The organism is Calothrix rhizosoleniae SC01 (genome assembly GCF_900185595.1).
GTDB classification, from domain to species: domain Bacteria; phylum Cyanobacteriota; class Cyanobacteriia; order Cyanobacteriales; family Nostocaceae; genus Calothrix_A; species Calothrix_A rhizosoleniae.
The window spans coordinates 1-22,698 of record NZ_FYBH01000359.1; the positions used below are offsets into that span (position 1 = coordinate 1).

At 40.3% G+C, this 22,698-nt stretch carries 24 protein-coding genes; 12 read left to right on the forward strand and 12 right to left on the reverse strand.

Annotated features, from left to right (window positions below; translation table 11 throughout):
* Positions 1-65 precede the first annotated feature (65 nt).
* The gene (locus CALSC_RS21945) at positions 66-1,436 is read right to left on the reverse strand and encodes a hypothetical protein (protein WP_088243384.1); all 1,371 of its coding nucleotides are present in this window, start codon (positions 1,434-1,436) and stop codon (positions 66-68) included.
* Positions 1,437-1,606: 170 nt separating this feature from the next.
* On the opposite strand from CALSC_RS21945, the gene CALSC_RS21950 reads away from it, so the two are divergent.
* A complete protein-coding gene (locus CALSC_RS21950; protein WP_088243385.1) occupies positions 1,607-1,837 on the forward strand; it encodes a tyrosine-type recombinase/integrase in 231 nt (76 codons plus the stop codon).
* Here CALSC_RS21950 and CALSC_RS21955 read toward each other — a convergent pair.
* From CALSC_RS21955 to CALSC_RS21965, 3 genes are all read right to left on the reverse strand, one after another.
* Positions 1,829-3,532, reverse strand: a complete 1,704-nt coding sequence (locus tag CALSC_RS21955; RefSeq protein ID WP_088243386.1) for a protein adenylyltransferase SelO — start codon at positions 3,530-3,532, stop codon at positions 1,829-1,831. The two genes, CALSC_RS21950 and CALSC_RS21955, sit on opposite strands and share 9 nt — an antisense overlap.
* Positions 3,533-3,802: 270 nt before the next feature.
* The gene (locus CALSC_RS21960) at positions 3,803-5,095 is read right to left on the reverse strand and encodes a recombinase family protein (RefSeq protein WP_088243408.1); all 1,293 of its coding nucleotides are present in this window, start codon (positions 5,093-5,095) and stop codon (positions 3,803-3,805) included.
* A 254-nt stretch (positions 5,096-5,349) separates the two neighbouring features.
* A complete protein-coding gene (locus CALSC_RS21965) occupies positions 5,350-5,883 on the reverse strand; it encodes a peroxiredoxin (RefSeq protein ID WP_200817715.1) in 534 nt (177 codons plus the stop codon).
* Positions 5,884-6,099: 216 nt separating this feature from the next.
* On the opposite strand from CALSC_RS21965, the gene recN reads away from it, so the two are divergent.
* Positions 6,100-7,845, forward strand: coding sequence for a DNA repair protein RecN (gene recN / locus CALSC_RS21970; RefSeq protein WP_088243387.1), 1,746 nt, complete (start codon positions 6,100-6,102; stop codon positions 7,843-7,845).
* Positions 7,846-8,185: 340 nt separating this feature from the next.
* Positions 8,186-8,647: a hypothetical protein gene (locus tag CALSC_RS21975; RefSeq protein ID WP_088243388.1), complete on the forward strand. Its 462-nt coding sequence runs from the start codon at positions 8,186-8,188 to the stop codon at positions 8,645-8,647.
* A gap of 520 nt (positions 8,648-9,167) precedes the next feature.
* Here CALSC_RS21975 and CALSC_RS27635 read toward each other — a convergent pair.
* The gene (locus CALSC_RS27635; protein ID WP_235006890.1) at positions 9,168-9,377 is read right to left on the reverse strand and encodes a hypothetical protein; all 210 of its coding nucleotides are present in this window, start codon (positions 9,375-9,377) and stop codon (positions 9,168-9,170) included.
* Between the two features lie 373 nt (positions 9,378-9,750).
* On the opposite strand from CALSC_RS27635, the gene CALSC_RS21990 reads away from it, so the two are divergent.
* The 4 genes from CALSC_RS21990 (at position 9,751) to CALSC_RS22005 (ending at position 12,652) form a co-directional block, all read left to right on the forward strand.
* Positions 9,751-10,476 (forward strand): pyridoxine 5'-phosphate synthase, encoded by a 726-nt coding sequence (locus CALSC_RS21990; RefSeq protein ID WP_088243389.1) that lies wholly within the window; start codon positions 9,751-9,753, stop codon positions 10,474-10,476.
* Positions 10,477-10,581: 105 nt separating this feature from the next.
* Complete coding sequence (locus CALSC_RS21995) at positions 10,582-11,307, forward strand: nuclear transport factor 2 family protein (RefSeq protein ID WP_088243390.1); 726 nt, start codon at positions 10,582-10,584, stop codon at positions 11,305-11,307.
* A gap of 73 nt (positions 11,308-11,380) precedes the next feature.
* Positions 11,381-11,710, forward strand: a complete 330-nt coding sequence (locus CALSC_RS22000; protein WP_088243391.1) for an MgPME-cyclase complex family protein — start codon at positions 11,381-11,383, stop codon at positions 11,708-11,710.
* Between the two features lie 276 nt (positions 11,711-11,986).
* Positions 11,987-12,652, forward strand: a complete 666-nt coding sequence (locus CALSC_RS22005) for a hypothetical protein (RefSeq protein WP_088243392.1) — start codon at positions 11,987-11,989, stop codon at positions 12,650-12,652.
* A gap of 97 nt (positions 12,653-12,749) precedes the next feature.
* Here CALSC_RS22005 and CALSC_RS22010 read toward each other — a convergent pair whose 3' ends face one another.
* The 3 genes from CALSC_RS22010 to folD form a co-directional block, all read right to left on the reverse strand.
* Positions 12,750-13,205, reverse strand: coding sequence for a divergent PAP2 family protein (locus tag CALSC_RS22010; RefSeq protein WP_088243393.1), 456 nt, complete (start codon positions 13,203-13,205; stop codon positions 12,750-12,752).
* A gap of 143 nt (positions 13,206-13,348) precedes the next feature.
* Positions 13,349-14,275 (reverse strand): geranylgeranyl diphosphate synthase CrtE, encoded by a 927-nt coding sequence (gene crtE / locus CALSC_RS22015; protein ID WP_088243394.1) that lies wholly within the window; start codon positions 14,273-14,275, stop codon positions 13,349-13,351.
* Between the two features lie 110 nt (positions 14,276-14,385).
* Complete coding sequence (gene folD / locus CALSC_RS22020) at positions 14,386-15,264, reverse strand: bifunctional methylenetetrahydrofolate dehydrogenase/methenyltetrahydrofolate cyclohydrolase FolD (RefSeq protein ID WP_088243395.1); 879 nt, start codon at positions 15,262-15,264, stop codon at positions 14,386-14,388.
* Between the two features lie 149 nt (positions 15,265-15,413).
* Between folD and CALSC_RS22025 the strand changes: the two genes are divergently transcribed.
* Together CALSC_RS22025 and CALSC_RS22030 are read left to right on the forward strand one after the other, a co-directional pair.
* Positions 15,414-15,833: a hypothetical protein gene (locus CALSC_RS22025; RefSeq protein WP_235006891.1), complete on the forward strand. Its 420-nt coding sequence runs from the start codon at positions 15,414-15,416 to the stop codon at positions 15,831-15,833.
* Positions 15,834-15,868: 35 nt separating this feature from the next.
* A complete protein-coding gene (locus CALSC_RS22030) occupies positions 15,869-16,303 on the forward strand; it encodes an NUDIX hydrolase (RefSeq protein ID WP_088243396.1) in 435 nt (144 codons plus the stop codon).
* Between the two features lie 64 nt (positions 16,304-16,367).
* Here CALSC_RS22030 and CALSC_RS22035 read toward each other — a convergent pair whose 3' ends face one another.
* Positions 16,368-16,682 (reverse strand): hypothetical protein, encoded by a 315-nt coding sequence (locus CALSC_RS22035; RefSeq protein ID WP_088243397.1) that lies wholly within the window; start codon positions 16,680-16,682, stop codon positions 16,368-16,370.
* Between the two features lie 469 nt (positions 16,683-17,151).
* On the opposite strand from CALSC_RS22035, the gene CALSC_RS22040 reads away from it, so the two are divergent.
* A complete protein-coding gene (locus tag CALSC_RS22040; RefSeq protein ID WP_088243398.1) occupies positions 17,152-17,607 on the forward strand; it encodes a hypothetical protein in 456 nt (151 codons plus the stop codon).
* Complete coding sequence (locus CALSC_RS22045) at positions 17,588-18,268, forward strand: PAS domain-containing protein (protein ID WP_088243399.1); 681 nt, start codon at positions 17,588-17,590, stop codon at positions 18,266-18,268. The genes CALSC_RS22040 and CALSC_RS22045 overlap by 20 nt, the downstream gene beginning before the upstream one ends.
* Positions 18,269-18,298: 30 nt before the next feature.
* Here CALSC_RS22045 and CALSC_RS22050 read toward each other — a convergent pair whose 3' ends face one another.
* From CALSC_RS22050 to CALSC_RS22060, 3 genes are all read right to left on the reverse strand, one after another.
* On the reverse strand, positions 18,299-18,583 hold the full coding sequence (locus CALSC_RS22050; protein WP_088243400.1) for a DUF3288 family protein: 285 nt from the start codon (positions 18,581-18,583) through the stop codon (positions 18,299-18,301).
* Between the two features lie 180 nt (positions 18,584-18,763).
* Complete coding sequence (locus CALSC_RS22055; protein ID WP_088243401.1) at positions 18,764-19,537, reverse strand: lipoate--protein ligase family protein; 774 nt, start codon at positions 19,535-19,537, stop codon at positions 18,764-18,766.
* A gap of 25 nt (positions 19,538-19,562) precedes the next feature.
* Entirely contained in the window at positions 19,563-20,054 is a 492-nt protein-coding gene (locus CALSC_RS22060) for a YbjN domain-containing protein (protein WP_088243402.1), read from the reverse strand.
* 639 nt (positions 20,055-20,693) lie between these two features.
* Between CALSC_RS22060 and CALSC_RS22065 the strand changes: the two genes are divergently transcribed.
* Positions 20,694-22,664, forward strand: coding sequence for an ABC1 kinase family protein (locus CALSC_RS22065; protein WP_088243403.1), 1,971 nt, complete (start codon positions 20,694-20,696; stop codon positions 22,662-22,664).
* Positions 22,665-22,698 lie beyond the last annotated feature (34 nt).

Sequence of the window (22,698 nt, forward strand, 5' to 3'; positions counted from 1 at the left end):
CTTGAGTAAAATACTTCGCATGTTTTTGTCCTCATAAAGAATCTACTATAATGAAAAGACTTAGATTACTTGTATCCAAGAGTATTTGAAATCATATCAGGAGCAAACTCTATTGCATCTTTTAAACAACTCATTGCTCCAAGCAAAGGAACTGAGTTTCTCTTGTCTGAGTTTTCAAGTATTTTTCGGACTGCGCCACCCAATTCCTTTAAGTTACTAACTCGAAACAAACAATCGTTATTTTCAGGTTCCTCAAGATATACCTCAGATGCATCAGCACGTAATTGTTGGTTATTGTTTCCAAACTTGCAAAGCACAACAAACTGAGGCTTACCTCCCCTATGAGGCATTCTAAAAAAGCCTATACATAGAATATTTTCTATTGTGATATTTTCTTTGATACTGTGCTTTTTACCCCATTCTTCTAGAAATTCTCTGACCGCAGATATTTTAATTAAGTTTTTGAGTGACTTCGATTTCAAAAAATCTTCCCAATCCATTGAACCCGAGCCTAGAGGAGCCTTTTTCCCCTGGGAAAATTGAGTGTGATCGCCCTGCACAGCGACTCTCAGAAAATAATCTTTAGATACACCGATAAGCTCAACTCCTCCGTGTAAAGATATCGGCTTACGACGATCTTCAAAACTTCTCATCTCGAAATTATCATCGCTAGGAATTAGGCTAGTTAAAACCCTATTTTCGACGAGAGTTGGCCTAATATCGCCTTGGTCTCTACACGCCATTGACATCGCCAAGTCCCCACTACATAAACTGTAAAAATATGTTGTCTTATAAACCTGACAGACCTCATTCTCATTCCAAAATGAATTACAAAAGCCTATTTTGCTCTCGTTAATTAGGGGGTTTTTCGAGCTTAAGGACTTCAGAAATTTCTGTGTTATGTAGGTTGAAAAAATGTACCGTCGCGAGGCGAGGGAATCAATTATTTCTTTCTCCCTTAGCGGCCCAGTATCTTCGAGTGGCATATCGAATTCCTGATCAAGAAAAATTCTTCTATTTACCTCAGTCGACATAACCACACCTTCATCACCTCCTGGGTCAGGAATATATTTAAACCCCATAGCCTCATCATCACTGGAAATCTTAAGGTTTTTGACCTTAATTAACGTTGGAAAGTCTTTTACAACTCTGGTTTTTCCATTGTATATTCCAATAATCACATCTTGAAGATAAGGCAATACTAGTATCAATACAGAAGCAAAAGGCGCGGCCCAACCAATACTCGAAAAGTCTCTTCTAAATAAAATGTTTAATATTGAAACCAATACGGTTATAAATAGGGTAATCTGCCATGCCGGAGAGAGGGTTTTATAGTTAAATATAACCCAATCCTTGATTGACAGCAAAAATCGTTTAACCCAAGAAGACTTTTCTCCAAACTCAATTTCTGTACCATCAATATATATCTTTTTCATTATATATCTTTTTCATTTTCCCACTCTGCAGGAAGTTGCTTCCTCGTTTAATAGTTCTTCCCCTAACTATTTATTATACGGAATTTTTCCGTATAATCTTTTTCTCAATCCTAATATACCAAGTATTACAACCACATCCTTTCTAAATATACGGAAAACTTCTTTTTTGAATTAAATTACTTTACGGCACTGGTTTAGGATTAAATGAAGCTTTAAATTTGCGTGTTAAAGACGTTGATTTTGCTCAGAATCAAATAACAGTTTGCGATACCAAGGGAAACGAAAGTCGGGTGACAATGTTGCCTGAAAGTATCGCAGAAGAACTAAAAATTCATGTACAAGGTGTCAAAATTATTCACCAACAAGATTTAGAAAAAGGCTACGATTCAATATCAAGATGAACAGCTATAGTGCGACACTCCACCAGCGTCAAAAAACGCCTTAGGTTTTAGACGATAGTATTTATCTTCTATCTCCTGTGATTGCTCATCATACGGATGGCTAAGCACTTCTTGCAACTCTTTGACTAAGGTGTAGTCACCCTGCATGGCTTGTTGGTAGGCGGGAACAATCAACCACTCTCGCCATGTATATTTTGGGTTAGTCTGTTTCATATTTGTTGATATTTCAGCCAAATTACCCTCTTTAATGACAAGGTCGCGCCAGCTGTTTAGCCAAGATTGCCATTGTTCATCGAGCTGTTGTGAAGTTTTAACATAGAAGCTCTTTTTCAATGCTGAAACGTCGTCTGGTATATAAGATAACTCGCGGAAGAAAATGGTGTAATCTACTTCTGAGTCGCTCATTAACTGCATTAACTTCTTAAATAGCTCTGGGTTATATTCAGTCAAGCCAAGTTTGGCCGCCCACATTTTTTGAACTTGTTCTTGCATTGCTTCTGCAAAGCCACGACCTACTTGGTCGAACTGTTCTAAAGCTTCAGCATCTTCTGCCAGTAGTGGTCTCACAGCTTTCCAAAACATGTAATAATTCGCTTCTGCTGCGGTTGGCTGATTGAAGAATGAAAACTTTTCACCGCCACCAGTCCAAGGTTGAAACCAAGGGTCAAAATTTTCACAAAACCCAAATGGCCCATAGTCGAGGGTAAAGCCACCGGCGGCGCAGTTGTCACTATTAAAATTACCCTGGCAATAACCAACACGTAGCCAATTAGCCACCAGTGAAGTAAGACGCTGGCGAAATAGCTTAGCCAACTCAACCAATTGATCTGCAAAACTCAGATTTTGATTAATGTCGCTTTTGTATTCTCGCTCAATTAAATGCGACACTATCATGCTCAACTCTTCTAATGCTTTTGGATGAGCATTGCTGCAAGCGCGGCGAGCAAATAACTCTAGCTGACCAACGCGCAAAAAGGATGGTGCAACGCGAGTTGAAATGGCCACAGGATTGTCCACCAAAATATCAGGGTCAATGGAGTGGGAGTCTTGAGAATACCAAGGCCGTTTAACGGTCTCAGATTTAGAAACATACAGTGTCAAAGAGCGCGATGTTGGAACGCCTAAAGCGTGCATATATTCTTGCGCCAGAAACTCACGCACACTTGAACGTAGTACTGCGCGCCCGTCGGCACCACGGCAATAAGGTGTTGGACCGCCACCTTTCAATTGCATTTCCCAGCGCTGACCATTGATTATTCCTTCAAATACAGATATCGCCCGACCATCGCCATAACCATTACCAGTACCAAATGGACATTGTCGGGTATATTCGGTGCCATAAATCGACAGTGCATAACCAGTCGCCCAGCCAACCTGACGCATCGGCTCATGGGCAGCAGAGATATCACCAGAAAATACATGGCGAAATTTTTCATCAAGCGCTAGCTCATCGCTCAACCCAAGTTCATTAAAAAAAGTGCTGCTATGGGCTACATATTCTGGTTCTGCAAGCGGCGTGGGTGTTACAGGTACAAAATGACCAGAAAAAACCTGGCGGGCACGGTGATCATCACCATCTCCCGTGGCATCAGGATCGGCATTTAAGGTGTCCATCAGAGAATAATCCGCCAATTGCACAAACTCATCGAAGGTCGTTACGCAGGGCTCAACAGATGGTTTAGATGGATATGACATTGTTCCTAGCGCCCGTATTGTCGGGAAAGATTCATGTTTAATTGGGGACTTTTTAGAGACTAGCATATCAAATGTGGAGCTTTCCAGGCTAATCGACTTTAGTTATACCATTTCTCTAAATCCTGGCTACAGATAATTCTCCCCTTGCCCCCTGCCTTATCCAAACGATAATTTTTTATGCCGACCTACTAAGTAGGTCGCGGAACTGTACCATACTCTTGGGTATTTTATTAATCCGCTAGTCCCTAACAACTACCAACCCCCCCCATTTTAAAAAATGAAAATAATTTCTAATTCCCACTCTTGACCTTGACGTAAAATTTTTATGTGATCAATAAATTCTCGTAAGTAAAATCTGCGTTCTGATTCTGATAAATCTAACCAAAATTGGGGTATGGAGACAGCTTGAGCAATGGAAGTCAGGTTAACAGGGGGAAGGGCCGCTAACTTGGCTTGCAATGAAGATATTTCTGTACGCAGCTTGTAAGCCCTTAATTGGGCTGTCTCGGCATCGAAAATCCCTGTGTCTACCAATCCCGGTAATTGTTCGAGAATTTGTTGCTGATCAGCGATCGCATTGCTAATATTATTTTTCACAGTATTTAGTTGAGAAAAGTTGACTCTAGCGATCGCTTGGGGTAATTCGTTGCATACTCTAGCGATTGTCTGATCTAATACCTGCTGGTAAGGGATAGCACGACACTTTGGTTTTCTAGTACAGTTCCCAGGACGTAAATACAAATATTCTTGATCTTGATTGCGGATGGTGACGCGAGTTACGATGGTAGATGAATTGCACTCCCCACAGATGACTAACCCTGCTAAGGAACGAGGGGCGCTAGCAGTGCGAGGAGCTAAACTACTATTACGACGCAAGATTCTGTCAACTTGGGCTGCTTCTTCCCGAGAAAGAATTGGCACATGGGTATTAGCAATAATTTCTCCGTGATGATAAGCTGTATCCCCTCGATACACGGGATTAACTAACCAACGTTTACCAGTGGTAACAGAGATTTTTTTCCCATATTTTTTGGCGAGGTAGCGAACAGCACCCCGCAAGGAAGCATAGAGGATGAAGTGTTCAAAAAAGTCTTTAACTACGGGGTAAGTACTACGGTCTAAAATATATTTATCTTTACCTCGACGGTAGCCATAGGGAATTCTTCCTGGTGGTGGTGCACCATGTAAACGATTGCGAGCGTGTCCTTGACGAATGCGGCGACTGCGTTGTTGGTTTTGAATTGCTTGCAATAATTGCCATAATACTTGCCGATCACTGGTATTTTCCGAAGTGTAGGGTTGATCTAAGGCAATTATTATTACTCCCACTTCTTCCAATAACAAAAGTCGAACGCTCACCTCCTTGACATTATCCCCCAATTCTTCTAAACGTCGCAGCAACAAATAATTTGGGGGTTGGGTTTGGCAATCTTGTAGTAATTGTTGTAATTGCGATCGCTGTCCCAAATCTTGGTAAACCCAATCTATTTCCCATCCCCAGATTGTGCGATCAGGTGGTGATTCTAGCAAGGGGTCTGTGTAACTGTAAGCAACTATTTTCAAAGTCAAACAATTTTGGATTTTGGATTTTGGATTTTGCGGAAAGTTGCGGTGCGAGGGTTCCCCTCGTTGAGCAAACTTTTCAAGACGGATTTTGGATTGACCCCATATTTAAAGTCAGCCTCCCACGGACAATTTCTCTAACTCCAAAAAAAATGGGCGAACCGGGAGTTATTACTTATTACTTATTACTTATTATTTGGGCATAGCCCTATAAAAACCTACCCTTATGAGGGTGGGCATTGCCCACCCTAAATCTACTTAACTGACTTTAAATAAGCCAGCATAGTTTCTGCATCGGAAACTTCAAACGGATCCTCAGGACAATTATCAGAAAACCCAGGTTCAACAAACATTTTTTCGATTTTACCATCGTTGACAACCATAGAATAGCGCCAAGAACGCATCCCAAACCCTAAGTTTTCTTTGTTAACTAACATACCCATCTTGCGAGTAAATTCACCGGAACCATCGGGAAGGAGAAAAATATTGTTCACTCCCTGCTGTCTACCCCACTGGAACATAACAAAGGCATCATTGACTGATAAGCAAATCACCTCATCAATACCTTGAGCGCGAATGTTATCGTACAGCTTTTCATAGCCCGGTACATGGGTAGAAGAACAGGTAGGAGTAAATGCACCAGGTAAAGCAAATAAAACTACTCGCCTACCCCCAAAAATCTCTTTCGTTGTCCGATCTTGCCAACGAAATGGATTTGGTCCTTCCACAGATTCATCCCTGACTCTGGTTTTAAAAGTAACATCGGGAACTTGCTCTAGATGAATCATGAATTCACTCCTAATTATCTTGCTAGATAAATCATAGTCATAATGACTTTGTTTAGCAAGATATTTTTCACATTCCATTGCTAGGGATGATCTGAACTTTATCTGATTCAAACTCAGCTAGGTTTGGTAAACTCAGATGTGTCTACTGAATTTGCGGTTAGCGGTGAGAGTTGTCACAGTTCCCCAAGTACCCACCATCACGGAGAATGAAACTGAATGTTGTCTGTGTTGCGAATTGAAAATTTTGCCTTAGTTGACTGCTTGGAGCTTGCATTTGGTGCTGGATTAAACGTGTTAACTGGCGAAACTGGTGCAGGTAAGTCTATTATCTTAGATGCCATTGATGCTGTATTGGGTGGCAAGGTTTCCAGTCGGTTGGTGCGTACTGGTACAAATCGAGCAATTGTGGAAGCTACATTCATTATTAATGCTGGTGTAGCTGCTTGGTTAAGTGAACAGGAAATAGATTTGCTGGATGACAATTCAGTAGTGGTGAGTAGAGAAATTACCATCAACACCAGTAATATACGTAGTAGGTCTCGAGTCAATGGGGTGTTGGTAAATCGGCAGATAATGGGAGCCATGCGCGATCGCTTGGTGGAAATAACTGCTCAAGGTCAAACTGTGCAGGTAGGACAATCAGCCCAAGTGCGAGAATGGTTAGATGCTTACGGAGATGAGGGTCTTTCTCAACAACGACAAGGGGTGGCAACTGCTTTTAGTCAGTATCAGCAGGCACATGAATTATTAGAAAAACGCCGCACTTCAGACCGGGAACGGCTACAACAATTGGATTTACTTACCTACCAGGTACAGGAATTGGGTGATGCCAATTTGGGCGATGGTGATGAATTAGACCAACTACAACAAGAACACCAACGCTTGAATCATGTAGTGGAATTACAGCAGATGAGTTACAAAGTTTACCAAGCTTTGTACCAAAACGATGAAGAGACTCCCACCACCACGGACTTATTGGGTGATAGTGAGACTACCTTGAACAACATGGTAAATTACGACAATCAACTCCAGCCCCTATTGGATATGGTGCGAGATGCCCAGGCTACCATTGCAGAGGTAGCAAGGCAAATTAATAACTATGGGGGAAGTTTAGAAGCCGATCCCCAACGGTTGGAGGAAGTGGAACAGAGGATTCGAGAATTAAAGCAAATTTGCCGCAAATATGGTCCTAGCCTCAGTGAAGCGATCGCTCACTATCATCGCATCCAAACAGAGTTAACAGAACTCAATGATAGCGAGCAATCCGTCGAGAATCTGGAAGCCCAAGCACAGGAATATTGGCAAAAACTCACCAAAGCTTGCCATAAGTTAACGAAGTTACGCTGTACCGCCGCTAATATTTTAGCAACAGAACTAATTGGAGAACTCAAACCCTTAGCTATGGATAAGGTGCAATTCCAGGTGGAAATTGTTCCCCATACCCCTACAGCCACCGGTGCAGATAAAATTACTTTCATGTTTAGTCCCAACCCCGGAGAACCCTTACAGCCATTGTCATCAATCGCTTCCGGTGGAGAAATGAGCCGCTTCTTATTAGCACTTAAAGCCTGTTTTTCCCAAGCTGATGGGGTAGAAACTATGGTATTTGACGAAATTGATGTGGGTGTGTCTGGGAGAGTTGCCCAAGCCATAGCTGAAAAATTATACCAACTCAGTCAAGGACATCAAGTATTGTGTGTTACCCACCAGCCTCTAGTTGCAGCTATGGCAGACCGACATTTCCAGGTGTCAAAACAAGTTATTCATCAAACCAAGAGTAAAAAAGAGAACAATGGTCATAGAGAAGAAAGGACTGTAGTGCGAGTTACTGCTTTGGATAATTTAAGTAAACGTCGGCAAGAATTAGCACAATTAGCTGGTGGTAAATCTGCACAAGATGCGATCGCTTTTGCTGATTCTTTGTTAGCTCAGGCTGATGATTATCGCAGAAAAACTAATTGAAAACTCCACCAGGGTAATCAAAATTTTTTCATCAGCAAAACTGTATTAATGGCAAAACTGTATTAATAAATACAAAATTTAGATGTAAACTTAGAAGGTGTTACTTGTTATAAATACTAAGCTTCTCAACGTTATGGCAAGATAATCTCAGTATTATCACAATAATGACAAAATACGCGCAAATGAGTATGATAAACTTGTATAATAAGTTTGAATGACAGTAAACATTTTACGGTTACGATCTTGTAGTCAAGATGTATTTATAACAATCATTTACTAACAAGTTATCTCAGAATAACACTACATACAACAAATAAATAAACAAATAGATATAATAATTATGCAACTTTTTCTAGCAGAAGAATTAGTTGGGATGGGTGCATCAAAATCTGGTGCAGACCAACTGACGCTAAATGGTATATCTTATTCTCGCGGCACTTCATTTTCTCAAAAAGTGCAAGCTGCGGCAGAAAAAATTTGTCGGGAATATTTGCAGCAAAATATTAATTGTTTCTTAGTTAAAGACGGATCTATAATCACTCTTTGGATTTCCAAAGCAGGGAAAGAATCCAGTAATGTCAAGCAACAACCTCAAAGTTCTCCTCAAGTCAAACCTGAACAGCAGAATTCTTCCTCTCAATTGCAATCCCAAACGGCTCCGCCAGACACAGAGAAAACTATGATATATCGAGGAAAAACTTACAAGGTGAATACAAATGAGCAATCTTCTCCTGAGGTTCCATCGGAGATGAAAACACAACCTCCCCAGAAAAAACGTATGTATCGAGGTAGAGCCTACTAATACCATTTCTTTCAAAGTTTATCATCGCTTCATCAGGGTAATTGTACTTGAGATAAATCTCAGGTTTTATCACATTTAGATAAATATATTTTTCTTTTATTGCTATAGCCAGCCAAGTTAGGAAGTTTTTCAGTTGATAGTTGATAGTTGGTAGTCCCTTAGTCGAACAATACTATCCTAATCAATATGTCCACTGCTATAAAGGAAAACTTCACCCCTCAAATATTTATAGATTAGATTCGCTACACTGTATTTAAGGTCAGGTTTAACGAATAATCATATTCATTAAAGCAGATAATTAATCCTATGAAAAAATCAATTACCTTTAATCCCGCTTATGAAGAAATTATAAACTTTCTTACTGCTGGAATAAAATATCAAAGTTGAATTGATTTTCAAGTATCAAAAACAGTAAAAGAAAGAGTTGCTGACTTAATCTTTCGTGAAAATAATGATGGAATTTCTTCAAAATCAAAATTAGACCATTATCTGGTCTTAGAACATTTATTAAGGTTGTTGACTACTCCCCTGCCTGAAGGTGAGGGGATTCTAAAAAGATGCTACGGGACGGGTTAAAACCGCGTCGTGAAGGCTTTGGTCTTTCTAATAACTCACCACGTTGATACAAAGCATTAAGTTGTTTAAAACTAGCAAAGGATTCATACACAGAACGACATAACTGTTGCGCAGATTGAGAATAGAGGGTTTGGAAAGGACGATTTGATTTCATTTCTTTATCCAGCTCAAATTTAGTGATGTAGCGTTTAGCTTTAAACCAAATTTGTCGGGCATAGTAGAGAACGCAATTTGATAACTTATTAGATTGGGAGCAAATAAAGGAAATTTCCAGAATTAAAATTACCAGGCGATTGCAAATTCACCGTAGGACCACAAGCCTTGCGCCCTTGTCATTGGTAAAATTATTTTCAGCAATCACCTAAATAAACTGATTACCCTACGAATCCCTATGATATGCGGATATTGATTCAGAAGGAGTAGATATCAGTTGCCAATCTAAAATCCAAAATCCAAAATCTAAAATCTAAAATCCTATATTTCCGGTAAAATCTAGTTCTAAACATTAAGTATAGGGAGAAACCAGGGTGGCTCCTACACTCGGCGTAAATATCGACCACATTGCCACGATTCGCCAAGCACGAAGGACAGTGGAACCAGATCCCATTGCAGCAGCAGTACTAGCAGAACTAGGGGGCGCAGATGGTATTACAGCCCATTTACGGGAAGATAGACGGCATATTCAAGAAAGAGATGTGCGTTTATTACGGCAAACTGTGAGAACTCACTTAAATTTGGAAATGGCAGCAACTGATGAGATGGTAGCGATCGCTCTTGATATTAAACCAGATTATGTGACTCTAGTGCCAGAAAAGCGGGAAGAAGTAACCACAGAAGGAGGATTAGATATCACTGGTCAAATTGCTAGAATAGGTGAAGTTGTGGATAAATTGCAGGGTGCTGGCATTCCAGTCAGTTTATTCATCGATGCCGAACCAGCACAAATTAAAGCTTCCCAAACCGTAAAAGCACAGTTTATTGAACTACATACTGGGCAATACGCTGAAGCGAAGGATGAAACTACTCGCCAGCAGGAATTAACCTTCCTAGCTAAGGGATGCGAACAAGCAATTAAAGCAGGATTGAGAGTTAATGCTGGACATGGACTCACTTACTGGAATATTTATCCTGTAGCTTCTCTCCCAGGTATGGAAGAACTAAATATTGGTCATACTATCGTTAGTCGCGCAGCATTAGTAGGAATGGAAAGAGCTGTTCGAGAAATGAAGCAAGCCATACGAGGGGAGTTTTAATCAGTAATCGGTAATCAGTTAACAGTTAACTGATTACTGAAAAGAGGGGTTATCACTGCGGAATCTGGAAATTTGTCGTGTATCCCATCACAAGTACGGAATTCTATGAGCGCAACACAGTCAAATGAACTACCACTTTGGGTACAAGATCGGGAGCAGGTGATTGCAAACAGCACTAACGCCAATGTAGAATGGCGTAATGTTAATCCTCCAGACTATAGCCGTTCTCAACAGAATCTTGCCCAAGAAAGTTTATACAATCACCTGGAAGGTTCCCTAGAAGGAATTGTCCAAAATTTGGTGAGAACCTTTGAAATGGAGGTATCCTTTAAAACTAATCCCCAGCAATGGTTATCTGTAGTTAAGGATAAATTCCGTGTCAGCACTAATGGTGGCAGAGATTTTACGGCTGAGGAATTAGGAGCAAAAGGTACTTACAATGTTTTCATGGCAGATTCAGAACATTACAAGTCTTCTGAAGAAACCTTTGAATCGTCTCATCAAATATTCCACTCTACATTCCCCCAAGGATTTCCCTGGGAACTAATAGAGGTTTACTCTGGTCCACCTAATGTTACCTTCAAGTGGAGACATTGGGGTCACTTCCGAGGAGAATATAAGGGTTTTGCTCCCACGGGGGAAACGGTGGAAATTGTGGGTATGAGTGTTGCTCGTGTGACTGATGACTTAAAAATTATTTCTATGGAACATTACTTTGACAATAGTTTGTTCCTAGAAAAATTAACTGCTGGAGGTAAACAGGAAGACAAATCCAACCTTACTAGTGGTTGTCCCTTTGGTGGTTGGTTAAATAAATTCAAAAAGAGTTAATTTTTTTGGGGTACAGTAGTTTTCACTGTACCCTTAAGTTTAAATTATTTATATAGTGAGCAACATCAAAAAAATGCAAACATACTATTACGTTTTAGCAAGCCAACACTTTTTATTAGAAGAAGAACCTTTAGAAGAGGTATTGCGGGAGCGTTCCCGTAAATACCAAGAAGAAGAAAAAGAAATTGATTTTTGGTTAGTTAAACAACCTGCTTTTCTAGAATCATCATCAATGGCAGAAATCAAGGCAAAATGTCCCCAGCCAGCAGCAGCAATTATTTCTACCAATCCTCAGTTTATTACCTGGTTAAAGTTACGATTAGAATATATCCTCACAGGAGAATTTCAGGCTCCGACTGAAGATATTTCTGACCCACTAGCATCATTAGCTACTGTTTCTTAACCTGAATAACCCTTAGTCTAAAAGTCATAATTGCTGATGAAAAATGGGTTAATCCTATGGGCTCAAGGTTCATACACTGTAAATAAAAATACAGTATCCATTTAGTTTATTCGGAACTTTTTGAGTTACTAGTACTTCTCGGTGTCAATAGAACAACCATAGTCAATTGCTGCAAAGCATACCTTATCAGCTTCCCCCTTGGAAGAATAAGGGGGTTGACTTCCGCCTTGTGGTACCAGCATTTTTGTTAGTAGCATTTTTCAGACAACAACATCTATGTACTTATTTTTGAGACAAAAATTTCACAAATTACCCAAAATTTTAGTCAATGGTTTTTTGCTATCCATATTGGGTGTAATGAGTAGTGTTAATCCTGTTACAGCCCAAACCAGTAAAAAATCTATTCCTGTTTGTCAAGCACCAAACCCCGGGGAATACCTTTTACTAGTAATTAGCCCCTCCAAAAATAACCAAGCACAATTACGTCGTGTTTTACCCACAAAAACTCAGAGCGTTGTCTGTACATATCTCAAGGATACTGTGACGCGCATAGGGGGTTTTAGGAAAATAGAGGATGCTAATCGCTGGGCAAAATACGTAAAAGATTCAGCCGGTTTATCTGCTATTATTACTACTCGTCCTACTGACGGGAGTAAACCTCCAGTGGAGAATGCTATCTATAAACCACGACAGCTAGGAACGGGTTATGCTGTTTTAGTTGATTATTTAAAGCGCCCAGAAATGGTTAAAGAGGTACAGTCAGCAGTGGGTGGCGATGTTGGTTTTGCTTCCTACGGACAACGTCCCTACTTACTAGCAGTTTATACCACCAATCAAAAGGACGCATATGAGACATTACAAAAATTGAGCGATCGCGGCTTTTTTGCTTTAATAGTTGATAGTCGCAAAGTTATATTACTACGTTCAATAGTTAGTTTGTAGTGTGTATTAATTAATCATCAATCAACCATAACTCCACCCTATGGATCAACTCAAAAACAACTGAGAATAACTAAGTTTCCCACTCCTCACTCCTTACTTAATAAGCATATTTAGCTAGCCAGGTGATAGTTATACCCAAAGCTGAACCCGCAATGACTTGGAATGGTGTATGTCCTAATAATTCTTTGAGACGATCCTGATTAAATTCCGGATTTTCGTAAAATAATTCGTCTATCATTTGGTTAAGAATGCGAGCTTGTTTGCCAGCAGCTTGACGCACCCCTGCGGCATCATACATGACAATAATAGCAAACACAGTTGCTAGGGCGAATTCGGAAGATGACCAGCCAATAGTTTGCCCAATACCAACAGCTAAGGAAGTTACTAGTGCTGAATGAGCACTAGGCATACCCCCTGTGGTTACCAAGACTCGTACATCTAATTTTCTATGTTGAATTACTTCGATAATTAGCTTCAATAATTGAGCAATTACACAAGCTATAAGGGCAACCAGCAGCACCCGGTTGTCTAATATGTTGCCAATGTCCTGCATGGTTTTTTGGTGAGATGAGTAAACAATCGTCGGTAGTGTTTGTTTGTTAGAGCCAAGTTATCAATGGAGTCTATCAGCTCAGATCAAAAAATCCCAGGTAAATGATGGGAATTTGTTGATTTTCTCTGGATGAAAGACCAGAATTAGCGATCACGATTAACAATAAAATGGGCAAGTGCTAATAGGGGTTGGGCTTTTTCTCCAAATGGTTCTAATTGAGCACAAGCTTTTTCAATTAACTGCTGTGCTTGTTTCTGGGATTCTTCAATACCCCATAAACTAGGGTAGGTTACTTTTTGAGCCTGTTGGTCTTTACCCACAGTTTTACCTAATTTTTCCTGGGTAGCTGTGATGTCCAGGATATCATCAATAATTTGAAAGGCTAACCCAATATTTTGAGCATAAGCAGATAATCTTTGTAAATCTTGCTCTGTGGCCCCAGCTAAAATCCCCCCAGACACCACACAAACCTCTAACAGCGCTCCTGTTTTATGCTTGTGAATGAAATTCAGGGTTTCTAAAGAAATATCAGACTTCCCTTCCGATTCTAAATCCACCACTTGTCCACCCACTAAACCAGCAGCTCCCACGGCTCGCCCTAATTGAGCTACCACTTGCAAAACTCTGGGTGCGGGTACATTTTCGGTTTGAGCAGCAATGTATTCAAAAGCATAAGCCAATAAACCATCACCAGCTAAAATAGCAATATCCTCACCATAAACCTTGTGATTTGTCAACTTACCACGGCGATAATCATCATTATCCATTGCGGGTAAATCATCGTGAATTAAAGACATGGTGTGGATCATCTCTAAGGCACAAGCCGTTGGCATTGCCATTTCCATAGTGCCACCCATCATCTCACAACTAGCTAGGCACAGAATAGGACGCAGACGCTTACCTCCTGCTAACAAAGAGTAGCGCATGGCTTCATAAATGGTATCAGGATACTGCTGAGGAACTGATTGTGACAAAGCCGCTTCACAAAGCTTTTGCCTTGCTTGTAAATAGACCAATAAGTCAAATTTGCCATCCTTGGTAGTTTCTGGAAGATTATCTGCTGCTATCATCCTCAAATCCTTAAATGTCTTGATTTTTGTGATCAATATCACAATGTTAAGGGTGGTTGGTGCTGACAGAATTAAGAATTAAAAAGTTTCCTATTCCCGATTGACAACTATTAATTAGTTACCTTTTGAACATAACTAATTACAGTATTTTGTAACAACATTGCTACAGTCATAGGACCAACACCACCAGGGACGGGAGTGAGAAAATCCGCGACCCTTCGTACTGATGCAAAATCAATATCACCAACTAAACGGCTTTTGCCATTAATATCAGTAATACGATTTATTCCCACATCTACCACAACTGCGCCCGGTTTCACCATTTCGGCTGTGATAAATTCTGGTCGACCTACTGCTGCAATGAGAATATCAGCATTTTTAGCGATCGCTGGCAAATTCTGAGAACGGGAATGGGCAATTGTGACTGTGGCATCGGCTTCTAATAACATGAGAGCCAGTGGTTTACCCACCAAAATACTCCTTCCCACCACCACGGCTCGCTTCCCTGGTAAAGAAATGTCATATTCCTGCAAAAGGCGCATTACTCCAGCAGGGGTACAGCTACGTAAACCTTTTTCTTGTCGGACTAATTTTCCCAAATTTACTGGGTGTAATCCGTCAGCATCTTTTTCTGGTTTAATATGATGCAAAATGGCTACAGAATCTAAATGTTTTGGTAAAGGTAGTTGTACTAAAATGCCATCTACTCTGTCATCTTGGTTCAGTTGTTCTATTACTTCTACAATTTCGGCTTGACTAGTTTCTGTCGGGAAATGTTTGCCAAAGGAAGCAATCCCAACTTTGAGGCAAGCTTTTTCTTTACCACGGACATAAGCCGCAGAAGCAGGATTATCTCCTACCATTAATACCGCCAATCCTGGGGGTCTGCCGATTTGGGGTTGTAATTCTGTAATTGTTTGTGATAATTCTTGATGAATTTTGGAGGCTAAAGCTTTACCATCAAGCAATTTGGCAGTTTGTTTTTCCATAATGATTTTCAGAATTACCTTAATCCGATCCAAGAACGCTAACAAATGCTCTCACGAAGTGTAACGTAGCTTCACATTTTTCCTGACCTCTTCAGTTAACCCTCGCAATAAAAATTCATTCTCTAAAAATAGCAACATGACAAACATTTATGCAAAAATCGGCTCTACTAGTACCTCTGGGACAAAAAGTGAAAAATTTTTACATTGATTCTGCCAGTTTACGCTGGATGTTGATCTGTTTTTTCTTGATTGGAACTGTCAGTTGTGGAGATTTTAGTCCACGGGGTTTTAAACCTATTGGTGCCAATGTGACTCCGATTAAACAGTTGCAGGCACAACCGAAGCAGAAACTAAATACCGTTTATATCCAAGGGAAGGTCGAAAGAACTATTCCCCTTGTCAAGCGACAGGCATATCAAATTAATGACGGGACTGGTAAAATTTGGGTGGTAACGAATCAAACTGGTATTAAAGAGGGAAAATCTGTAGTCTTTAAAGGTAAGGTTCGCTACAAAAGCATTGCTTTGGGTGGGAAAGATTATGGAGACGTTTATCTAGAAGAAGAGTAATAATTAAACCACATCTCGTTTATTGATACATTTTTATGAATCAGCAAGTAGTACCTGTGGCGATCGCTATTCTCCATCAAGATGATAAGTTCTTAATGCAGTTGCGAGATAATATCCCTGGTATTCTCTATCCCGGCTATTGGGGACTATTTGGAGGACACATAGAAGCTGGAGAAACTCCCCATGAAGCTGTTAAACGAGAAATTTTGGAAGAAATCACCTATAACCTACCACCCACATTTTCTGAGTTTGGCATTTATGCCGATGAAAAAGTTGTACGCCATGTTTTCCATGCCCCATTGTCCGTTCAACTAGATCAACTCGTACTTCAGGAAGGCTGGGATATGGGCTTACTCACCCCTGAAGATGTTCACCGTGGTAATTGCTACTCCGCGATCGCCAATGAAATCAGACCACTAGGACCTGTACATCAACGCATTCTCTCAGATTTTATGGCAAAACAATTATAAAACAGCCTTACTTGTCATTTAAGTAAGGCTGATGAATTGCTCTTTGTTATTTCCTTTGCAGTAGCTAGACCGTTTCTACTTCCTCACAGCTGCTTTCCATACCTGAAACAATTAAACTAATCATTTCTAAAATCGCCCCACGATCTCCTGTTTGGCATCGTCTAAATAGCAAATTTACATCTACCAATCCTGCATTCATAGCTGATGTTTCCAAGGCTTTTTTCCTCGCCTTCTGATTGTCATGAACACAAGCTGTATACAGTATTACTCCTGCCATAGTGTAAAAATCTAATGTAGGCTCATCCGTCCCAGCAAGATTTTCAACCTGAGGGAACTCAGATAATGGATGAATAAACTGTTCAAAGGTTAATGTAGTCATATTTTTATCGGGTTATACCTTTAATTAAATTCAAACCCCAGGGAAGCAAAATGCTTTACCTGTTATGGATTCAGCCAAGCACTATGAAAATTCAAAATATATGGTGTATTTTCATATCAATTCAATAACTCTCCGTGGTGTAATCTGTTTTGCTAGAAAATACAAGTACTTAAGTTGACAGGGATTGCGTAAGTGGATGCAATCATATATACTAAATGTCTAAGAGGGAATGAAACCCTTGGATTCCTAATTAAAGTTATTGAGCTAGCATCGCAGCCGGAAGCTAGCTGCTGGGGTGCCCTACCTTTCCTTGCCCTGCCTACTTGTTATGTTTCTCTATTTCCTTATATTAACCCTTGTCATTTTTTCATGTCAACATATCATTTAAAAAATAAGTTATGAAATGTCTTGTTTTTTAGATGTCATGATAGAAAATAGAAGTAAGTGTGATGTTAATACAGTCCGACATATGACTGACAGAAGGCGTTCAGATGATTACAAACAAGTCAGCGGCTACGTTCCGGTAGAGTTGGCAAGAGAGTTCAAAAGTATTTGTGCCAAGCAAGGCTTTTCTCAAAGTGAGGTATTGGAAGAAATGTTGTACGAGTGGGTAGCTAAAACTACAACTGCTCACTCTTATAAAGCAGAGCCCACACCTCCCAAAACCATTGCTGACTTAGTGCGATTGAATATGGCAAAACTTAAGCGTTGTGGAGTAAAAAACCTATCAGCCTTATCTAAAGGGGAGGTACTACCCACACCAGGGGATTTTGCGATTATTACATCGGCTTTGTCCATTTCTGAAGAGGAGAGAAAAATAATTTGGCAAGAAACTTTTAAACTTTCCGTATCTAGCAATTCTACCAGTGTAAAAGTATATAAAGATTCTGGAGGGTCAAGAGAAGGTGAGTGTGAGTATTCTTAAAGTATTAAACTTACCGGGCTGGAATTATAAAATCTCCTATGAAGGTGTATCTATTCTTGCACCAACCAAACGAGATGCTACAGATTTAGCCCAAAGCTACGGAGATGCTCTGAGTGAAACTGCGGCCAAAATTAAAGGAAAGGTACGCATAGGATGGAGGCGTTGTAAGCAACCAATCGAATTTTATGGGTGGATGGCATCTCATGAGGCTCCTACGCCTTCTGAAACAGCAGAAACGATTCTACGTTGTGGTGGTTCTGTGTTTTGTAGCCAGTTGCATGTTCCAGTAGACCTATTGTGTCGGATGGTGACGGCGGCTGAGAACGAGCGTCCAATTAGTATTGTTCGCCAGGATAACCGCAAACAAATCATAATAAATCAGCCGATGTCTGATATGTTAGAAACTCCTCCTGAGGTCGCTACCCAAAGGATTATGAGTAAATTTTGGCTACCAGAAGATTTAGCAGAACTTGAACAAAAACTTCGTAATAATAATCAATTTACTTGGACTTACTCAGCTGGATTAAATGAACAGGCTTGGGCAATTTTAACAACCCATTTTGAGGCATTTGAGGTTGAAGGTGTGTGGTATAGACAAGGAACTTGCTTGTCTACTCCCCAACTAGTTCCCATTCCACCAAGGGCTTTTGCTTCAGCTTAGGTGAAATGATTGTAGGGTGCATTTATTTTTTTAATTCCAATCTTGTTCTTCTTTTTTGCCACGACTTTTATAAATACCTCCCATACTATGGATGGAACGGGTTTTGGCAAAAAGTTCTGTCTCTGTTAAGCCCCATTGTTGCAAAACTTGATCTAAATCTTGTTGAATATCCTTAGCACCAGGAAAACCTTGATAACGAACTCGTAATCGAGCTAATTCTGCTAAGTGTAAATCTGTTGCTTCTGCTACCAGCAAATTATCTACCAAGGGTCGATCGCGATTATACAGGGGATGTTGTTGCTCTTTATCACTCATACTATTTTGGATTTTAGATTTTGGATTTTAGATTTTAGATTTCCCCCTTGAGGAGATACAGGGAGGTTTGGATGTTGAGCAACAGATAATCCGTTGGCGATTTTGGATGTTGCGGAAGTTGTCAGAAGGGTTTCACTCCTTCACTCCTTCACTCCTTCACTCCTTCACTCCTTCACTCCTTCACTCCTCCACTCCTCCACTCTTCCCTCCAATCGCTTGCCATTCTGTCTCAGAAAGCGATTGTAACTGGAGCTGAATGGAAAAACAATCTTCAGCTGCTGCCACTAAAGCGGTAATAATATTATCTATACTCAGGTGTTCTGGGAGTTGGATATTGCTCCCATATTCTGTGCCAAATACCCGAGCAAAAAGATGAGAGTCTGAGTGCAAAACCATAGAACCATGTTGCAAAATAAAGTCACCCCTTCTTAACTGGGCACTACCAATAAACTTATAACCATCCGTGGTGACTAAATCCGCATTAGTGGCAGTACCAAAACAATTGGGGTTGTGAATATAACCTCTTCCTGCTTTACCATAGTGCAAATCAATACCTAGCGATCGCCAACCTTGAATCAAAAATTCACAAATTTTTACATAAGCCTGGGCTCGGCTAGCAGGTAGTCCGGATGTAATCACAGCATAGGTCAAATCATGATGGTGCAGTACAGCTCTTCCTCCTGTAGGACGACGGACTAAATCTAATGTCTCACCTTGCCAGGTTAATTTTTGCCAATCTGGTGGATACTTATGTTGGTGATACCCCAAAGAAATAGCTATTGGCGACCAAGTATAAAATCTTAAAGTTGGTGGATGTTTACCACATTGATGTTGCTCTAGCAACCAACTATCAACTGCCATTTGCACATTCCCAGGAGCATCAAGCAGAGGAATTAGTCGCCAAATTGGTTTAGAGTTGTGAGTTGTGAATTGTGTTGTTAATTCCTCGCTCATAACTCAAAACCATAACTAGAAGTTATTAACTCATGCCAAATGCAGACTGAAAAGCTTCATCGTGATCATCCGCGAGAGTGGCGACAATTGTAATTGCACGGGAAACCTCACCAGGAGAGATTTCCGCCAAAGTGCGGTTCGCTAATACAACTACTTTATTTTCTATAATACCGAAACGAGCTTCAAAAGTACTAGTACAGTTCATTTCTAACAGTTGTCGAGTCAGCTTCGGTTCATCCTTAGCTGGTAAAGGTAGTACCGCAGACCAAACAGTTAAAGTATCTTCGTCTGTAGTACCCGTCAGTTGAACAAACACTTCCACACTGCCATAGTTAAACTTCCATAAATACCCACCTTCTTCAGGATGACTGACCATAGCACTATCTTTTTGTGCCAAAGTATCGATCACATTTTCGATTACTTCTATATGATTGATGGTTCTGGTATCTGGAATCATTTCGTCGATTAGTTGTTCTGATGTAGATGAAGCATCTAAGTTGGCTTGGTAAGCTGTCATACAGATTTTACCTCTCAAGTATGTTTCTCTTCACCTAATTTATAGCTTGCAAGTAAGGGACTTCCAAATAATAATCAATCTACTTGGGATGCAGAGGAGCAGGGGAACCCTCACAGGTGTAGGCTTCTTACAATTAGGTGTTGGTCAGATAAGAATGACAACCCCCCTATAATCCCCCAAAAAATATAGGGAAAGTAGACAAGGTGGGAAACCGAACAAAAAAAGTACGGTTCCCAACAACACAAACTAGTTCAAAAGCTTATTTGATCGAAAAAGAAAAGGATACAAGCCCCTACATTCATGTATGGGCTTGTATCCTACTCCCTACTCCCCTGCCTCTTCCAATCTTCCTTGTCTGCCTGTCTGCTAATCTCCCAAGTCTAGCTTCAACCGAAATGTTAAAAACCTACCCTTGTGAGGGGAGGGACAAGGGGGAGCAAAGAAAGTAGTGCTAGTCGATGAAATTGGAGAATTGATTATGTTTCATTATTAGGTAGTCGATTTAACAACTATTTTCCTTGAGAAATCTTGATATTCCAGGATTTACCCTAGGTGATCGCTTATCATGAAAGTACATGCATTATTCTCAATCTCTTGTTACAATACTTAACATACTGATGCCCATGTGGTGGTAAATTCATGATTGTGAAGACAGATACTCCTTCTTCCCAAGGGGACAGACATCAAGAAATACCAGAAAATGTTATTCAGGCATCTGCTGGACGTTTATCGAATCGAAAACATCCTCATGTGGCAAAGACCATATCAGAGCCGGAAAGTTTGCGTTACGATGCCGAAGAAATAACAACCTATTACCAACGCCGCCCCTTACAAGTTTTACGGCGTATAGTCACTGTTCTCCAACCAACAATTGCTTTTGCTATTGGTTTGTGGTGGGATCAGAAGCGAGGAGCATATGTCAAAAATGAATACCGTCACGCGGTAAAATTACGGGAACTACTGACAAAGTTAGGGCCTGCATATATTAAAATTGGACAAGCTTTATCTACCCGTCCTGATTTAGTTCCACCCCTATATTTAGAAGAATTAACCCGCTTACAAGACCAGTTGCCAGCTTTTCCCAATGAAATAGCATACCAATTTATTGAAGAAGAACTAGGTCTGGGCCCGGAAGCAATCTATACAGAGTTTTCTTCCCAACCAATTGCAGCAGCTTCCTTGGGACAAGTTTATAAAGGAAAATTGAGTACGGGGGAAGAAGTTGCGGTCAAAGTTCAGCGTCCCGACTTAAGAGAATGTATTACCATTGATTTATATATCCTGCGGCGATTATGTGCATGGGCAGTACAAAAGTTTAAGCGTATACGTAGTGATTTAGTCGGTATCCTCGATGAATTAGGTCAACGTATCTTCGAGGAGATGGATTACATTCACGAGGGAGAAAACGCAGAACATTTTTATCAACTCTACGGTCATATTCAAGACATATATGTTCCCAAAATTTACTGGGAATATACCAATCGCCGTGTATTGACAATGGAGTGGATTAACGGCACAAAATTAACCCAGGCAAAAGAAATTGCTGCTCAAGGGATAGATGCTCGTTATTTAATTGAAGTGGGAGTACAGTGTTCCCTACGCCAGTTGTTAGAAAATGGATTTTTCCACGCTGATCCTCACCCAGGTAATTTGCTAGCTACCACAGATGGGAAACTGGCTTATTTGGATTTTGGTATGATGAGCGAGGTAAAACCAGCCCAGCGTTATGGTTTAATTGAGGCGATCGTTCACGTTGTCAACCGTGACTTTGAAGGGTTAGCTAATGACTACGTCAAATTAGAGTTTTTGTCACCCGATACAGACTTAAGTCCGATTATTCCGGCTTTTGGTAAGGTATTTGCTAATGTTCAAGGAGCCAGTGTTGCAGAGTTCAATATTAAAAGCATCACTGATGACTTATCAGCTTTAATGTATGAATATCCCTTCCGGGTACCTCCGTATTATGCTTTAATTATTCGCTCCTTGGTAACTTTGGAAGGTATTGCTATTTATATTGATCCTGACTTTAAAGTTCTCAATGAAGCATATCCATATGTAGCCAAACGCCTGTTAACAGATACTGCGGTAGAACTAAGAACATCTTTGAGGGATTTACTATTTAAAGAAGGTAGTTTTCGTTGGAATCGTTTAGAAAACTTATTAAAAAATGCTCGTAAAAGCCAAGATTATGATTTGGCATTGGCATTAGATGGAGCTGTAGATTTTCTCTCATCCGAAAGAGGAGGATTTATCCGCGATCGCTTGGTGGATGAAATGCTCAAAAGTTTTGATGCTTTGGGTAGAAATGTTTTACACCAGCTCACCTATATGTTAAGGGAAAGGGTGGGAATAACCGCCGTAAATCAAACACCCGCAGCTACAGTTGAGCAACAAGAAACCCTAGAACATATCAAACGGATTGTGAATATTTTGCAGGAAACTCGTGGTTTCGATCCTGTAACAATTGCTCCGCAAATAGCTCAAGCAATGGTCAATCCTGGGGTACAGCGTTTGGGACAGCAAATTACTACCCAGTTGTTCCAAAAAGCCTTAACCAGAATGATTCGGGAGCTTTTAGCATCAGAAGAAATTTCTTCTCCTACTAGTTAATATCGTGTCCGCCTGATTAGTGGTATTCCTTATC

What these genes read in the sequence shown, in the direction of transcription:
- CALSC_RS21945 (WP_088243384.1), bottom strand. Translation starts at nt 1,436, where the DNA reads ATGAAAAAGATATATATTGATGGTACAGAAATTGAGTTTGGAGAAAAG.
- CALSC_RS21955 (WP_088243386.1), bottom strand. Translation starts at nt 3,532, where the DNA reads ATGTCATATCCATCTAAACCATCTGTTGAGCCCTGCGTAACGACCTTC.
- CALSC_RS21965 (WP_200817715.1), bottom strand. Translation starts at nt 5,883, where the DNA reads ATGATTCATCTAGAGCAAGTTCCCGATGTTACTTTTAAAACCAGAGTC.
- recN (WP_088243387.1), top strand. Translation starts at nt 6,100, where the DNA reads ATGTTGTCTGTGTTGCGAATTGAAAATTTTGCCTTAGTTGACTGCTTG.
- CALSC_RS21975 (WP_088243388.1), top strand. Translation starts at nt 8,186, where the DNA reads ATGCAACTTTTTCTAGCAGAAGAATTAGTTGGGATGGGTGCATCAAAA.
- CALSC_RS27635 (WP_235006890.1), bottom strand. Translation starts at nt 9,377, where the DNA reads ATGAAATCAAATCGTCCTTTCCAAACCCTCTATTCTCAATCTGCGCAA.
- CALSC_RS21995 (WP_088243390.1), top strand. Translation starts at nt 10,582, where the DNA reads ATGAGCGCAACACAGTCAAATGAACTACCACTTTGGGTACAAGATCGG.
- CALSC_RS22000 (WP_088243391.1), top strand. Translation starts at nt 11,381, where the DNA reads ATGCAAACATACTATTACGTTTTAGCAAGCCAACACTTTTTATTAGAA.
- CALSC_RS22005 (WP_088243392.1), top strand. Translation starts at nt 11,987, where the DNA reads ATGTACTTATTTTTGAGACAAAAATTTCACAAATTACCCAAAATTTTA.
- CALSC_RS22010 (WP_088243393.1), bottom strand. Translation starts at nt 13,205, where the DNA reads ATGCAGGACATTGGCAACATATTAGACAACCGGGTGCTGCTGGTTGCC.
- crtE (WP_088243394.1), bottom strand. Translation starts at nt 14,275, where the DNA reads ATGATAGCAGCAGATAATCTTCCAGAAACTACCAAGGATGGCAAATTT.
- folD (WP_088243395.1), bottom strand. Translation starts at nt 15,264, where the DNA reads ATGGAAAAACAAACTGCCAAATTGCTTGATGGTAAAGCTTTAGCCTCC.
- CALSC_RS22025 (WP_235006891.1), top strand. Translation starts at nt 15,414, where the DNA reads ATGCAAAAATCGGCTCTACTAGTACCTCTGGGACAAAAAGTGAAAAAT.
- CALSC_RS22030 (WP_088243396.1), top strand. Translation starts at nt 15,869, where the DNA reads ATGAATCAGCAAGTAGTACCTGTGGCGATCGCTATTCTCCATCAAGAT.
- CALSC_RS22035 (WP_088243397.1), bottom strand. Translation starts at nt 16,682, where the DNA reads ATGACTACATTAACCTTTGAACAGTTTATTCATCCATTATCTGAGTTC.
- CALSC_RS22040 (WP_088243398.1), top strand. Translation starts at nt 17,152, where the DNA reads ATGACTGACAGAAGGCGTTCAGATGATTACAAACAAGTCAGCGGCTAC.
- CALSC_RS22050 (WP_088243400.1), bottom strand. Translation starts at nt 18,583, where the DNA reads ATGAGTGATAAAGAGCAACAACATCCCCTGTATAATCGCGATCGACCC.
- CALSC_RS22055 (WP_088243401.1), bottom strand. Translation starts at nt 19,537, where the DNA reads ATGAGCGAGGAATTAACAACACAATTCACAACTCACAACTCTAAACCA.
- CALSC_RS22060 (WP_088243402.1), bottom strand. Translation starts at nt 20,054, where the DNA reads ATGACAGCTTACCAAGCCAACTTAGATGCTTCATCTACATCAGAACAA.
- CALSC_RS22065 (WP_088243403.1), top strand. Translation starts at nt 20,694, where the DNA reads ATGATTGTGAAGACAGATACTCCTTCTTCCCAAGGGGACAGACATCAA.